Origin of the sequence: Actinoplanes sp. CA-015351, from assembly GCF_050955685.1 — a bacterium.
Lineage (GTDB): Bacteria > Actinomycetota > Actinomycetes > Mycobacteriales > Micromonosporaceae > Actinoplanes.
This window is the reverse complement of the sequence record NZ_CP192102.1, coordinates 7,951,426-7,965,662: the sequence shown is the minus strand read 5'-3', so window position 1 is coordinate 7,965,662 and position 14,237 is coordinate 7,951,426. Positions and strand designations below refer to the sequence as shown.

13 protein-coding genes are annotated in these 14,237 nt (G+C 69.6%); 9 read left to right on the top strand and 4 right to left on the bottom strand.

What is annotated here, in order from left to right; genetic code table 11:
• The first annotated feature begins 43 nt into the window (after positions 1–43).
• The 9 genes from ACQP2E_RS36225 to ACQP2E_RS36185 all read left to right on the top strand — a co-directional run bounded on the left by ACQP2E_RS36225 (position 44) and on the right by ACQP2E_RS36185 (position 9,084).
• Entirely contained in the window at positions 44–1,012 is a 969-nt protein-coding gene (locus tag ACQP2E_RS36225) for a flagellar motor switch protein FliM (protein ID WP_433827457.1), read from the top strand.
• Positions 1,009–1,764 (top strand): flagellar motor switch protein FliN, encoded by a 756-nt coding sequence (gene fliN / locus ACQP2E_RS36220; protein ID WP_433827456.1) that lies wholly within the window; start codon positions 1,009–1,011, stop codon positions 1,762–1,764. Before ACQP2E_RS36225 ends, fliN begins: the two co-directional genes overlap by 4 nt.
• An 11-nt stretch (positions 1,765–1,775) precedes the next feature.
• Entirely contained in the window at positions 1,776–2,204 is a 429-nt protein-coding gene (locus ACQP2E_RS36215) for a flagellar biosynthetic protein FliO (protein WP_433827455.1), read from the top strand.
• Positions 2,205–2,227: 23 nt separating this feature from the next.
• Positions 2,228–3,082 (top strand): flagellar type III secretion system pore protein FliP, encoded by an 855-nt coding sequence (gene fliP, locus ACQP2E_RS36210; RefSeq protein ID WP_433827454.1) that lies wholly within the window; start codon positions 2,228–2,230, stop codon positions 3,080–3,082.
• A gap of 4 nt (positions 3,083–3,086) precedes the next feature.
• Positions 3,087–3,854 (top strand): flagellar biosynthetic protein FliR, encoded by a 768-nt coding sequence (gene fliR / locus ACQP2E_RS36205; protein ID WP_433827453.1) that lies wholly within the window; start codon positions 3,087–3,089, stop codon positions 3,852–3,854.
• A gap of 31 nt (positions 3,855–3,885) precedes the next feature.
• On the top strand, positions 3,886–4,977 hold the full coding sequence (locus tag ACQP2E_RS36200) for an EscU/YscU/HrcU family type III secretion system export apparatus switch protein (protein ID WP_433827452.1): 1,092 nt from the start codon (positions 3,886–3,888) through the stop codon (positions 4,975–4,977).
• A 180-nt stretch (positions 4,978–5,157) separates the two neighbouring features.
• A complete protein-coding gene (locus ACQP2E_RS36195) occupies positions 5,158–7,206 on the top strand; it encodes a flagellar biosynthesis protein FlhA (protein ID WP_433827451.1) in 2,049 nt (682 codons plus the stop codon).
• Positions 7,184–8,863, top strand: coding sequence for a hypothetical protein (locus ACQP2E_RS36190; protein ID WP_433827450.1), 1,680 nt, complete (start codon positions 7,184–7,186; stop codon positions 8,861–8,863). The genes ACQP2E_RS36195 and ACQP2E_RS36190 overlap by 23 nt, the downstream gene beginning before the upstream one ends.
• Entirely contained in the window at positions 8,860–9,084 is a 225-nt protein-coding gene (locus tag ACQP2E_RS36185) for a hypothetical protein (protein WP_433827449.1), read from the top strand. The genes ACQP2E_RS36190 and ACQP2E_RS36185 overlap by 4 nt, the downstream gene beginning before the upstream one ends.
• 55 nt (positions 9,085–9,139) lie before the next feature.
• On the opposite strand, the gene ACQP2E_RS36180 is transcribed toward ACQP2E_RS36185, so the two are convergent.
• The 4 genes from ACQP2E_RS36180 to ACQP2E_RS36165 form a co-directional block, all read right to left on the bottom strand.
• Positions 9,140–11,299 carry a flagellar hook-length control protein FliK gene (locus ACQP2E_RS36180; RefSeq protein WP_433827448.1) on the bottom strand — a complete coding sequence of 720 codons (2,160 nt, stop codon included), beginning with the start codon at positions 11,297–11,299 and terminating at the stop codon, positions 9,140–9,142.
• A gap of 22 nt (positions 11,300–11,321) precedes the next feature.
• Positions 11,322–12,305 carry a transglycosylase SLT domain-containing protein gene (locus ACQP2E_RS36175; protein ID WP_433827447.1) on the bottom strand — a complete coding sequence of 328 codons (984 nt, stop codon included), beginning with the start codon at positions 12,303–12,305 and terminating at the stop codon, positions 11,322–11,324.
• Positions 12,302–12,754 (bottom strand): cell envelope biogenesis protein TolA, encoded by a 453-nt coding sequence (locus tag ACQP2E_RS36170; protein ID WP_433827446.1) that lies wholly within the window; start codon positions 12,752–12,754, stop codon positions 12,302–12,304. The genes ACQP2E_RS36175 and ACQP2E_RS36170 overlap by 4 nt, the downstream gene beginning before the upstream one ends.
• Positions 12,755–12,856: 102 nt before the next feature.
• The gene (locus ACQP2E_RS36165; RefSeq protein WP_433827445.1) at positions 12,857–14,164 is read right to left on the bottom strand and encodes a FliI/YscN family ATPase; all 1,308 of its coding nucleotides are present in this window, start codon (positions 14,162–14,164) and stop codon (positions 12,857–12,859) included.
• Positions 14,165–14,237: the final 73 nt, after the last annotated feature.

The window sequence follows — 14,237 nt, the reverse complement described above, 5'->3', positions numbered from 1 at the left end:
CGCACCGGCTCAGCGGTTCGCGAAGTGAGCCGATGAGGACGACGTGACCAAGTCTCCCTCCGCGGTCTCCGCCGCCCGTTCCCCCGGAAAGATGTCACGCCGCGGCCACGGTGGAGGCCCGACAGCGTACGACTTCCGTCGGCCGATCAAGCTGTCCCGGGAACACGTACGCACGCTCCAGATCGCGTTCGAGACGTACGCGCGCAGTTGCGGAACCCTGCTCACCACCCGGCTGCGCGCGGTCAGCAACTGCTCGCTGATCTCGATCGAGCAGCTGAACTACGACGAGTACGTCGCGGCGCTCGCCAACCCCACGATCATCGCGGTGGTCACCCTCGACCCGCTGCCCGGCACGGTCCTGCTGGAGATCGCCCAGTCAGCAGTGATGACCGCGATCGACCACATGCTCGGTGGCCCCGGCGGAACCCAGCCGGAGCGGCCGCTGACCGAGGTGGAGATGCCGCTGCTGCGCGGCCTGGTCGAGCGGATGCTGGGCGAGCTGCGGTACGGCTTCGAGACGCTGGTGGACATCACGCCGCATCTCAAGGAGATCGAGTACAACGCGCAGTTCCTGCGGGCACACGCGCCCGGCGACGCCGTCGTCATCGCCTCGTTCGAGATGAAGATCGGCGCGGAGGAGTGCGTCTCGACGATCTGTCTGCCCTTCAACACCATCCTGCCGGTGCTGTCGCGTACCGAGACGATCGTGCTGAGCGCGGCTGAGCGGCAGGCGAAGGATCGCGCGCTGCGGAACCTCACTGCCGGACTTTCCGCTGCTCCGATCGACGTAGCAGTGCGATTTCAGCCCATTCGGATGCGTACCGATGACATCGTGGATCTACGTCCCGGAGATGTCGTGCCGCTGGGACATGCGACCAGCCGGCCACTCGAGGTGACCGTCAACGAGATCGTCTTCGCTCATGCAGTTCCCGGTAACCAGGGCGCCCGGCTCGCCTGTCTCGTCGTGCCGCCGCCCAACGAGAGCCCGTCCAAGGAGTCTGGCCCCCAATGACAGCGCCCACCATGACCGCGCCGCAGATGGCGCTAGCCCGGAATGCCGCCGAGGCCGCGCTGGCCGTCCTGCCCACCAGCCGGGCTCTGTTCGCCGCTGATCCGGTGATTCCGGATGCCGGGACGGTGATCGAAGGTCAAGCGATCACCGCGCGCTTCACCGGCGCGGCCTCCGGTGAGGTCGTGGTGGTCGTCGGACAGGATCTCGCGGACGCGTTGCGGGAGAGCCCGCTCGGCGAGCTGGACCTGACCGCCGCGGTCCGGCCGGCTCTGGAAGCCGCGGCCCGGGTGTTCGGCCCGGTGGTGCTCGATCCGGGCCAGCTGATGGAGCCGGAGGTCGCGCTCAGCGCGCTGGCCGCGAAGGACGGCGCGGTGGCGGTGCCGCTGCGCGACGACGAGGCGGTACGCGCAGTCGTGGCCCTGGCGCTCAGCCAGTGGCCCGGCGACGACCCGTCCGGCGGCCTCGCTCAGCAGGCCGGCCCCCGGATCGCCGCGGTGATGGGCGGCCGCGGCGGGCTGGACATGCTGCACGACGTCGAGATGGAGGTCTCGGCCGAGCTGGGCCGGACCCGGATGAGCGTGCGAGAGCTGCTCTCGCTCACACCGGGCGCCATCGTCGAACTCGACCGCGCCGCGGGCAGTCCCGCCGACCTGCTGGTCAACGGCCGGCTGATCGCCAGGGGCGAGGTCGTGGTGGTCGACGAGAACTTCGGCATCCGGATCACCGAGATCGTCGCGCCCGGCGCCGAGTAGGAGTCACCGCCTTGATCCAGCTCCTGATCCAGGTGGCCTTGACGCTGCTGGTGGTTCTGCTGCTCATGTGGGGTCTGGCCCGGATGGTCCGGCGGCCGCTCGGCTTACGTGGCAACGAATCGCTCTCGGTGCTCGGCAGCCAGCAGGTGGGACGTGGCGCGGCTGTGGCCGTGGTCCGTGTCGCCGACCGTGCTCTTGTCATCGGCATCACCGACACGCAGGTGAGCCTTCTGGTCGAGCACGACCTCGAAGCGTTCGTGACCGAGCCGGAAGAGGAGCACATCCCGGTCGATCTGGAGGGCAGCGAGCTGCCCGGTCGACATCCGGCGGCCGCCGGTGGGCGGCTGGAGGGCTCGGTGCTCTCGCCGCGAACCTGGCTGTCCGCAGTGGACTTCCTTCGCGAGCGTACGGCGAGGCCCGAGCGAACTGCGAGGCGATGATGCGACGCGCAATCCTGCTCCTGATGGCCACGGCAGGACTGGCCCTGGTGCTGCTGCCGGGCGCGGCCTCCGCGATGCCGGGCCACCCGGGCACGGGCACGGCGGTGAGCATGGAACGCGCGCCGCAAATGCCTGTGCCCCAAGCTCCGATGCCCCAAGCTCCGATGCCCCAAGCTCCGATGCCCCAAGCTCCGGCTCCGCCGTCGCCACCCTCGATCAACCTCAACGTCAACGGTACGAATCCCGACGGGTCTCGTCCGGCCTCGTCCCTGGTGATCGTTCTCGGTCTGACCGCGCTGTCGGTGGCGCCGGCGCTGCTGCTGCTCTGCACCTCGTTCACCAAGGTCTTCATGGTGCTGGGCATCACCCGCAACGCGATGGGCCTGACCGCGATGCCACCCAACCAGGTGCTCGCCGGGCTGGCGCTGTTCCTGAGCCTGTTCATCATGGGTCCGACCGTCTCGGAGATCAATGAGATCGGCGTGCAGCCCTATCTGGCCGGGGACAAGACGCAGACGCAGGCGTTCCAGGACGGCATCCAGCCGTTGCGCGATTTCATGAGCTCGGTGACCCGCCCGGACGAGGTCGCGCTGCTGACCAAGGTCGCCGGCGCGGAGCAGCCGGAGAACATGGACGACGTCCCGCTGACCACGTTGATCCCGGCGTTCATCCTTTCCGAGCTGCGGGCCGCGTTCATCATCGGCTTCGTCATCTTCATCCCGTTCCTGATCATCGACCTGGTGGTCTCCGCGTCGCTGATGAGTCTTGGCATGATGATGCTGCCGCCGGTCACCGTGGCGCTGCCGTTCAAACTGTTGCTGTTCGTGCTGGTCAACGGCTGGGCCTTGATCATCACGGCGCTGGTGGGTTCGTACTGAGGCCATGGATCTCGAAGTCGCCACCGCGGAGTTCCTGGCGGTCATGCTGGGCGCGGTGCGAACGGGCGCCTGGATGATGCTGTGCCCGCCGTTCAGCTCGCGGCTCATCCCGGGCCAGGTGAAGGCGCTTCTCTCGGTCGGTCTCACGCTGCCGATGGCGCCGTACCTGCGCAACAACGTCCCGAGCCTGGACACCCAGGACCTGATCTTCAGTGTCCTGCTGCAGGTCTTCATCGGCGCGACGCTCGGCTTCATCACCGCGATGCTCTTCGCCGCTATCCAGGCCGCTGGTGACCTGCTCGACCTGTTCGGCGGCCTGACGATGGCCTCGGTGTACGACCCGATGTCGCAGAGCCAGAGCTCGATCTTCGGCCGGTTCTACAACCTGGTGGCGATCACGCTGCTCTTCGCCAGCGACGGGCATCAGCTGATTCTGCGCGGCTTCCTGCAGAGCTTCCGGACGATGCCGCTGGACGCCTCGGCGTTCTCCATGGAGACCTCCAGCCAGGTCCTGCTCAAGGGCGTGGGTGAGATGTTCCTGGCCGGGGTCCAGATCGCCGGCCCGCTGATCGGGGTGCTCTTCCTGGCCGACGTGGCGCTCGGCCTGCTGAACCGGGTGGCGCCCTCGCTCAACGCGTTCCAGCTCGGTTTTCCCGTGAAGATCCTCATGGTGGTGACCATGGCGGGGCTCGCCATCACCATGCTGCCGTCGGTGTTGAACACGCTTGTCGACAAGGCGGTTACCGCAGTCGTGAAGCTCGGCGGCGGCTGACTCCCGCGGCCGGCTGACCTGAGGGGGTGAGATGTCCGGCGAGAAGACCGAACAACCGACAGCCCAAAAGCTGAAGAAGGCCAAGCAAGAGGGCCAGATCGGCAAGACACCGGACCTCGGCGCCTGGTTCGGCATCCTGGCCGCCAGCGTCGTGCTGCCCAAGACCCTGGCCAAGGCCATGGAGCTGGCCAAGGAACTGGTGGAGAAGATCCCGGACACCATCCAGAACCCGGACCCGGGCAAGACCCTCGGCATCTTCCGGGACGCGCTGCAGGGGGCCGTCTGGGCGGTCCTGCCGCTCGCGCTGACGATGATGCTGGTCGGTGTGGCCGGAGCCGGAGCGCAGGGCGGCATCCGGGTGGCGACCAAGCTGTTCGTGCCGAAGTTCAACCGCCTCAACCCGCTGCCCGGCATCAAGCGGATGTTCGGCATGCAGTCGCTCTGGGAGCTGACCAAGGCTGTGGTCAAGACCGCTGTGCTGGTCGGTGTCCTCTACATGACGATGAAGGACATCGTCCCGAAAATGTTGCAGGCCGGCCGGCTGCCGCTCGCCTCAACCCTGAAGCTCGTCACCGATGCCGCGATCTCGCTGATCCGGGCAGCAGCAGCGGCCGGCATCGCGATGGCGGCGGCCGACTACTTCGTTGTGAAGAAGCGTTCCAACAAGCAGCTTCGGATGACGAAGGAAGAGGTCAAGCAGGAGTACAAGAACTCCGAGGGCGACCCGCACGTCAAGGGCCAGATCAGGCAACGCCAGATGGCAATGGCAATGAACCGGCAGATGGCCGACGTGCCCACCGCGGACGTCATCGTGGTCAACCCGGTACACGTCGCTGTCGCGCTCAAGTACGAGGCGCAGAAGGGCGCGCCGCGAGTTGTGGCCTCGGGGAAGGGGCCGATCGCCGCGAAAATTCGTGACCTGGCCACCGAGAACCGGGTTCCGATGGTGCAGGACGTGCCACTGGCGCGGGCGCTGCACGACGGCTGCGAGATCGGGCAGGAGATCCCGGCGGAGTTCTTCGGGGCGGTGGCGAAGGTGCTGGCGTTCGTGATGAGCCTGAAGCAGAAGGGTTCGGCGGCCGGCCTGCACCAGAACCCGAATGCCGAGCGAACATCCGTGTGAGTCGTGTGGTCGATGGGACCCGTGTGGCGCGACACGCCGAAGAGGCCGTTCCTTGACGACTGTGGTCTTTGTGGCGTAACCGAAATTTCGGGAGATTGCCTCACATTGCGGTGCAAGAGCAGGGAAGATCGAAGCGTGGCGGTGCCATAGCGGCCTCAGTGACGGCGAGGGATAGGTGCCGTGAAGAAGCAGAGCATCGGTAAATTTGCCGTACCCGTTGGGGTCGTCGGCATCATTCTCATGATGGTCGTACCCCTGCCGACCTTCCTGCTGGACCTGTTCATCGCTGTCAACATCACGGTTGCCCTGCTGACCCTGCTGATCTCCATGTTCGTGCAGAAGCCGCTGGACTTCGCGATCTTCCCGGCCCTGCTCCTGGTGATGACCCTGTTCCGGCTGGCGCTGAACATCAGCGCGACCCGGCTGGTGCTCCGTGATGGCGACGCGGGCAAGGTGATTCACGCGTTCGGCAGCTTCGTCGTCGGTGGCAACCTGGTCATCGGCCTGGTGATCTTCTCAATCCTGGTCATCGTCCAGATGATCGTGGTGACCAAGGGTGCCGAGCGTGTCGCCGAGGTCGGCGCCCGCTTCACCCTCGACGCCATGCCCGGCAAGCAGATGGCCATCGACGCCGACCTCAACGCCGGCCTGATCGACGAACCGCAGGCCAAGAAACGCCGGGCCGAGGTGGCCGCCGAGGCCGAGTTCTACGGCGCCATGGACGGTGGTTCCAAGTTCGTCAAGGGTGACGCCGTCGCGGCCATCATCATCACGCTGATCAACCTGGTCGGCGGTTTCGCGATCGGCATCATGCAGGCCGGGATGGCCCCGGTCGACGCGATGAACCACTACAGCATGCTGAGCATCGGCGACGGTCTGGTCTCACAGATCCCCGCGCTTCTGCTCTCGGTCGCCACCGGCCTGATCGTGACCCGGTCGGCCACCTCCGGCGACATGGGCCAGACCGTCACCGCCCAGCTCGGCCAGAACAAGCTGGCCCTGCGTATCGGCGGGGGCGCCGCGCTCGCTCTCTGCATCATCCCGGGTCTGCCGAAGTTGCCGTTCCTGCTGGTCGGCGGCGTGGTCCTGGCGATCGCGCAGCGGGTCAAGGAGCCGGAGCCGGAGGAGGAGAAGGCCACAGCCGAGGCGGAAGCAGTCGATCTGCCCTCGCCGGACTCTCCGGAGTCGCTGATCGGCGAGATGCGGATCGACCCGCTGGAGCTGGCCCTGGCGCCGGACCTGGTCGACCTCGTGGACGCCAGCAGCGGAGACCTGCTCGACCGGGTACGCGCACTACGCCGCAAAATGGCGATGGAACTCGGCATCATCATGCCGCCGGTGCGTACCCGAGATGATCTTGATCTTCCGCTCTCCTCGTACGCGATCCGGATCTCCGGTGTCGACGCCGGCGCCGGACAGGCGCCGCCCGGCGCGGTGCTGGCGATCGGCGAAGGGCTGCACGCACTTCCCGGGCGGGCCGGTGTCGAACCGGTCTTCGGCCTGGCCGGCAAGTGGGTGCCCGCCGAACTGCACTACCAGGCCGAACTCTCCGGTGCGACAGTGGTGGACCGCGCGTCGGTGATCATCACGCACCTGGCCGAGATCGTCCGGACCAACGCGAGCCGCCTGCTGGGCCGCGAGGACGTACGCGCACTGACCGAGATGGTGAAACGCACCCACCCGGTGGTGGTCGAGGAGCTGACGCCAGGCCTGCTCAGCCTCGGCCAGATCCAGAAGGTGCTCCAGGCGATGCTCGACGAGGGCGTGCCGATCCGGGACCTGGTCCGGATCTTCGAGGCGCTCTCACTGCGGGCCAAGGTCACCGGGGATCACGACAGCCTGGTCGAGGCGGCACGTGGCGCCCTCGGCCCGGCGATCGCCGCCCAGTACGCCTCGGGCGGACGGCTGACCGTCATCACGCTCGACCCGATGCTCGAGCAGGGTTTGCTCGAGTCGCTACGGCCCAGCGACACCGGCGCCTTCATGGCGATCGACGGCATGCGTGCCGAGGCGATCGTCAGCGAGGCCAGCCGGATCGCGGAGGCTGCCGAGCAGCAGGGACTCAATCCGATCCTGGCCTGCTCCCCACAACTGCGGCTGCCACTGATGCGACTGCTGCGGGCCGGTTCCCGCCGTGTGCAGGTGCTGTCGTACAGCGAAATCTCTGGTTCCACCGCACAGATCGAGACGATAGGGGTGGTGAACGGTGCCTACGCGGGTGCTGCTTGAGGGACCGACCATCGAGCCGCTTCTGGCTCAGGTACGTGACGAGTACGGCTCCAGTGTGAAGATCATTTCCGCCGACAAGGTACGCAGCGGTGGTATTGGGGGCTTCTTCGCGAAGCAGCACTACGAGCTTTCCGTAGAGGTACCGGATTCGACCGAGGACAGTGATGACATGGCGCAACAGACCGTTGCCGGCAACAACCCCAACAACTTCGAGCGCCTGCTCGAACAGGCCGAATCGCAGGATCGGGTGACGACCGAGCCGGGCATGGCCCCGGACGCGCGCGCTCAGCGTGAGGGCCGGACCGCCGGCCTGGGTGACACCGGTGCGGCCTTCGCGGACCTGATGGCCGGCCTGGACGTCGCGAGTCACGCCGGCGGGGCCAGCCCGCCCGCCGTCGCGGCGCGATCCCGGCAGGCCGAGGCCCACCAGGAGACGCCGACGGTACGCCCGTTCCGGCCGGCCGCTGCCGGTGGCGCCGCGATGAACCGGCCTCTGCCGGCCGCGCTGCCCTCCGTGCCGAGCTTCCCGGCTCGGGCCGCGGCGCCGAAGGAGCCGCCCCGGCCGCCGGCGGCTCCGATGCCGCCGACCGGGTACACGCCGAGGATCGCCCAGGTGTCCCCGGGCGCGCAGATCTCACCGGCCCCGATGACGTCGGCTTCGATGACGTCGGCGCCGATGCCGCACATGCCGGAGCCGGTCGCACCGATCCGCACGGCGATGTCCGCGCAGGCCAGGACCGCAACGCCTACGCCGCTGCGTACCTCCGAGCCGTCCGCCGTGCCGCCTCGCGCGGCGACCGCGGCGCCGTTCAGCCCGGCGCCGGTCCGTTCCGCCGCCGAGGTGTACGGGCTGGAGGAAACGCCCGAGCCGGTCTCCCCGGCCGCGCCGCCGGTCGCGTCCGCCCCACCGGCACCCGCTCCGGTCGTGGCACCGGCCCCGATCAGCCGGTCCGGCGACATGGATCCGGTGCAGCGCAACCTCATGACGGTCGGCATGCCGGAGGAGATGGCTCGCAAGATCACCGGCGGGGACACGTACGCCGGCGTCCTCAGCGTGCTTGCCGCCCGGCCCTCGGCGCCCGCCATCCCGGACGGACCCGGTGAGATCCTGGTCCTCGCCGGCGAGGTGCACACCACCATGCCGATCGCGAAGCAGCTGCTGGAGCAGGTCCACGTGGACCAGAGCCACCTGCTGCTGGCCGGCCCGTCGACGGCCGGAACGGGGCTGCACTCGTCGCGGCTCATCTCCAGCCGGAGCGCGGCCGAGTCGCGGGCCGACAAGCTGCAGAGCTCGGACCACTCGTGGATCGTGGTGATCGACGCGCCGGTCGGCGGCACCGACCCGTTCTGGGTGAACGACATGTGCGACGCGCTCGGGGCCACCGCGCTGTGGGCCGTCGTGGACGCCACTCGCAAGACCGCTGACACCGCCCGCCACCTGCGCGGACTCGGTGATGTGGAATCGCTTGTGGTGCACAGCGTCGAGCTCACCAGTGACCCGGCCTCGGTGCTCGGGCTGGACGTGCCGATCTTCTCGCTGGACGGCAAGCCGGCCACACCGCACGCCTGGGCCGCGATGCTCTGCGCCCGGATCGCGGCCGAGGTGATGCCGTCCGCGGCCTCGCCCCGCCGGACAACCCGAGCCGCCCGGCGATGATCCGTCCGTCGGTTCTGCTGTTCGCGCTGCTGATCAGCGCGCCGGCCTGGTACCGCCTGCTGTTCGACCAGCTCGACTTCGTGCAGGTGCTGATCCGGTTCCTGATCGCTGTGCCGATCGCCGCGGTGCTCCTGGCCGGGGTGCGGTTCATCCTGGCCGGCTATCGGAAGAATCCGTCAGAGGGCGTTCCGGTCACACCCGAGCCGACCGACCGAACATAGTCGCGAAAACACCGACGACCACCCGCCACGGCGGGTGGTCGTCGGTGTTTTCGGATCAGGCTTCGACGTCCACACGCCCGTCCGCGGCGACTCGGCGGGTGGCGTTCGGCGCGGACTCGGTCGGCAGGTCGCCGGGTCCGCCCGAGGATCCCGGACGACCCGGCGATCCGGGCATGCCGGACTGCTGGCGTGCCTGCTGCTGCGCGGTGCCCTGCCGCAGGTCGAGCGTGCAGTTCGCGAACCCGGAGTCCTCCAGTTCGCGACGAAGATCGTCCATTGCGGACCGCAGCGCCTCGGTGCCGGCCTCGGTGCCGCCGGAGAGCTGGACGCTGATGTCACCGTTGCGGATCTCCGCCACCACCTGGACCGGGCCGAGGTCGACCGGGTGCAGATGCACGGTGAGCCGGTGGATGCCGTCCGCGTCCAGCTTCAGCGGAACGATCCGCATCGCCAGCTGATGCGCGGTCGGCCCGGGAACAGGCGTGGAAGGCGGTGGGGGCGCGACGTCCGCGGTCGCTGCGACAGGCGCCGCGGCCTGCGGCCCCGTCACACCGGCAACACCCGCGGGTACGCCGCCGGGCAGGCCTGCCTCGGCCGGGGATTGCCCGGGTACGCCAGTCGGCAGCACGCCCGGAGCACCAGCAGCCGGTGCTCCGGCCTCGGCGGTCTCCGTAGCCCGGAACTGCTCGCCGCCACGCCCGGCACTGTCGCCGTCGCTGGAGCCGTCCGATGAACCGCCACCGGTCTGCGCCGCCTCACCGGCCGGACCGGTGGCCCCGGTTTCCGATCCGGGTGCGGCCGTCGCGTTCTCGGTGCCTGTCGTGGTCTCGGCGGTTGCCGACGGTGCTTCGGCGGACTGTGCGTTTTCGGTCAAGGAGGCGGTCTGTGCTGCGTCGGTCCGTGTCCCGTCGGCCGGTGTCCCGCCGGTCTGTTGCGTGCCGGCCGGGACCGCACCGGTCAGAGCGGGGTCCAGGCGCAGTGCCCCGGCCGGGCCGCCCTGAGCCACTCCGGCCCCTGCTCCGGCTGCTGTTCCGGTAGCTGCTCCGGCCGCTGGGCCGGTCGCTGCTCCGGCCGCCAAGGGCCCGGCTGCCAAGGACTGTCCCGCGGCGGCGTCTCCCGCGACGGGCGCGCCGCCTTCGGTGAGCTGGGCGTCGGCCGGTGCTGTGCCGCCCGGAGCGGTGCCACCCGGGCCGCTCAAGCCACCCGAGCCAGTCAAGCCACCCGGGCCGCCGGCACCGCTGATGGCTCCGGCTCCGCCGGCGCCTTCGGTGCCCGGGACGGCCTGTGCAGCGGCACCCTCGACCGGAATCGCAAACGGCTGCTGAGCGGCCGCCATCGCCGCCATGGCGGCGGCAGCCTTCTGCTGTTCGGTAAGTGCCACATCGGTCTGATCCGAAGCGATCTTGGCCGGCTTGGTGGCCGACTGATCGGTCGCGGCACGTGGTTCGGCGGCCGGCCGGTCCGCAGCGGCCGCCGGGCGTTCCGAGGCGGCCGGGCGATCCGTCGCGATGCGATCGGCGGCACGATCCGTGCCCGGGCGTTCCGTGCTCGGGCGTTCCGTGCCCGGGCGTTCCGTGCTCGGGCGTTCCGTCCTTGGCCGGTCTGGAACACCACGGTCGGCGGCGGCACGGGTGGCTGCCGCCCGGTCCGCAGCGATTTTTCCTGCGACGGCACGGTTGGCGACGGACCGTGCGGCGGCATTCCGGTCCGCGTCACGCACGGAGGACGCCCGGTCCGCGGCCCGGTCCGCGGCTCGGTCCGCGGCAACCCGATCAGTTACAGCGCGATCAGTGGCGGCCCGGCCGGTGTTGCCACGTGCGGCGGCAGCGCGCGCGGAGGCGGCTTTCTGCTCGGTGGCGGCTCGTTGATCGACAGCGGCCCTCTGCTCGGCGGCGCGCGCCGCTGCCGTCTGCCCGGTCAGGCTTGCCGGCCGCCCGCGCAACGCCCGATTCATCAGGCCACGATCGGCGGCTGCGCGATCAGCCGCGGCGCGATCAGCGGCGGCTCGATCGGCGACGGCCGCGGCTCGATCGTCGGCCTTGCGTTCGGCGGCTTTCCGGGAGGCGACCCCCTTGTCGTCCTCGCCGCCCGGCCGGCCCATCTCGGCGGAGAGCGCCGACCCGAAGTCCGCACCTCCCTCGTCCCGCCGCGCCCCTGGCCGGCGGGTGCTGTCGGTCGTGGGCCGGCGATCGGGACCCGTCACGGAGTGCGCCATCGGGTATCTCCTAAGGGGATGGTCAGCCGCCGAGGGCGGCCAGAGCCTTCTGGACCTTCGGCACGTACGCCTGCGTTTCGGCGAACGGCGGGATTCCGTCGTACTTGTGCACCGCGCCGCCGCCCGCGTTGTACGCGGCCAGGGCCAGTGGCACCGACTTGAACTCCTTCAGATGCTGGGAGAGCAGCTTCGCGGCGCCCTCCACGGCCTGCGCCGGGTCGAACGCGTCCTTGACGCCGAGCCCACGCGCCGTCGCCGGCATGAGCTGCATCATTCCCTGCGCACCGGCTTTGCTGACGGCCTGCGGGTTGTACCCGGACTCCACCTTCGCGACCGCGGCGAGCAGCTTCGGCGAGATGCCGTGCCGGGAGGCCGCCTGGTTGAACAGGTCGGCGTACGGAACACCTGTCACACCGCCGGCCGGTGCGCGAAGGCCGGCCGGGCGCAGCGCCGACATGTCCTGGACCGCGGCGGCAGGGATGTCGTCGAGGACGCGCCGGATGTGGCTCGGCTTCTCGTACACCGACTGGATCTTGACGTGGTCGCCCGGTTTCGGCGCCGCGATCATCTTGTTGTCGCCGAGATAGATCGCGACGTGGTCGACCGGCGAGTTGAAGGCGAGGATGTCGCCCGGCTTGGCGTCGGACATGCTCCCGACGGGCCGACCGGCCTTGGCCTGCTGCCACGAGTTGCGCGGCAGATCAACACCGAGATCTTCGTACGCCTGCTGCACCAGCCCCGAGCAGTCCAGTCCCTTGGACGGGGTGTCGCTGCCGAAGACGTAGGGCGTACCCAAGTATTTTTTTGCCGCCGCGACGACGTCGGCACCGCTCGGTCCGGATTTTCCGGGCTGAGCGATCCCGGCGCCCGTCGCGTTGGCGAGCGCGGATGCGAATTTGGTGCCGGAGGCGCTGCCGGCCGTGGCCGCCGGCGGTGGGTTGAGGCCGAGCTGTTCCTTGATCTCGGCGACGCGGGAAATCACCCCGTTGACGCCCATCGAGGTCATTCCTGGCCTCCGTCCTGGGTGCCATTGGCGGCCTGCCGCGCCTTCGAGGTGACCGCCAGCTCGTCGAGGTTGGCCTGGTCGACGCGGAGATCGTGGTCGCGGACGGCTTCGGCGTGCCGTTCGGCCATCATCTCCACGGCACGCCGTTTCTTGGCGGCTTCGGTGAGCGCGGCGATCTTTTCGCGTTCGAGGTCCTCGGCATCGGTGACCATGCGCTGCGCGGAGAACAGTCCGGCCGCGAGCGACTGCCGGGCCACCAGCGAGGCGACCATGGCACGGGCGGTGCCTTCGGTGGGCGCATCGGCGCCCGTCAGCTCCAGCCTCCGGCGTTTGAGCAGGGCTTCGGCTTCACGGATCTCGGCTCGGGACTGGATGACCGCACCGCGAGCGGCGTCCTCCTGCGCCTTTCGGGCACGAAGCACGGGTCCGAGCCGGAACAAGCGGTTCACGTTCGCCTCCTACCGGGCCGGGAGGGGCCCTCACCTCCCGGTTCGGCCCGACACCCGAATCGCTGAGCGCCTGCTACCTGCTTGCTACTCCGCCGGCCGACTTCAGGTGGTGGCCAGGACGGCTCGCAACTGGGCCCAGGCGTCCTCGGCGCTGAGGCGTTCGTCGAGGTCCTGACGGAGGAAGGCGCTGATCTGCGACCAGGCCGCGTTGGCCCGGTCGGCGTCCGGGTTGGTGCCCACCACGTAAGCGCCGATCTCGACGAGTTCGCGTACCTCGCGGTGTGCGGCCATGAGGCGGCGCAGCTCGGTGGCGTCGGCGCGCTGCTCCCGGGAAGTGATCTTGTTGGCGACCCGGGAGATCGAGTCGAGGGCCTGGATGGCCGGGAAATGACCGGCCGTCGCGAGTTTGCGGTCCAGCACGATGTGGCCGTCGAGGATCGACCGCGCCGCGTCGGCGATCGGCTCGTTGTGGTCGTCGCCCTCGACCAGCACGGTGTAGAGCCCGGTGATGCTGCCGCGGGCTCCCGGACCGGCCCGTTCCAGCAGTGAGGCGAGCATCGCGAAGACCGACGGCGGATATCCGCGGGTGGCCGGCGGCTCGCCGACCGAGAGGCCGACCTCGCGCTGCGCCATCGCCGCACGGGTCACGCTGTCCATCATCAGCAACACGTCGGCGCCCTCGTCCCGGTAGTACTCGGCGATTCGGGTGGCGACCGAGCCGGCCCGGAGCCGGACCAGCGGTGGTGTGTCCGAGGTGGCGATCACGACTACGGAACGGGCGAGCCCTTCCTCGCCGAGGTCGTGCTCGATGAATTCGCGTACCTCGCGGCCGCGCTCGCCGACCAGGGCGACCACGTTCAGCTCCGCGGAGGTGCCGCGCGTGATCATGCTCATCAGGGTGGACTTGCCGACGCCGGAGCCGGCGAAGATGCCGATGCGCTGGCCGCGGCCGCACGGGACGAGTGTGTCGAGCACCCGTACCCCGAGGGACATCGGCTTGTCGACCAGCTGGCGTTCCATCGCTCCCGGCGGTGGTGAGTCGATCGGCACCATCTCGCCGCGCAGCGGCGGGCCGTCGTCCATCGGCCGGCCCAGGCCGTCCAGGATCCGGCCGCGCAGGTCCGGTCCGACCGCGACCCGCAGCGGCCCGCCGGTGCTGTACGCCGGGGTGCCGGCGCCCATCCCGGCGATCGGGCCGAGTGGCAGGCAGGCGAGCTTGTCGCCGTCGAGCGCCGAGACCTCGGCGAACACGGCGTCCGGCCCGTCGCCGATGCGCAGCAGGTCACCGACGTTGGCGTCGACCCCGCTGACCGTGACGCGCAGGCCGACCGCGCCGGTCACCCGGCCGCTGACCATGGGCCGGGCCGCGGCGATCGCGCTCTGCAGCCGCTGCTGGAAGACGTCGGTCATGCCGATCCCCAATGTCGATCTTGTTGATTTCCGCCGCATCGTTCTCGTGAAAAGTTCACAAGATCGGCGCAGG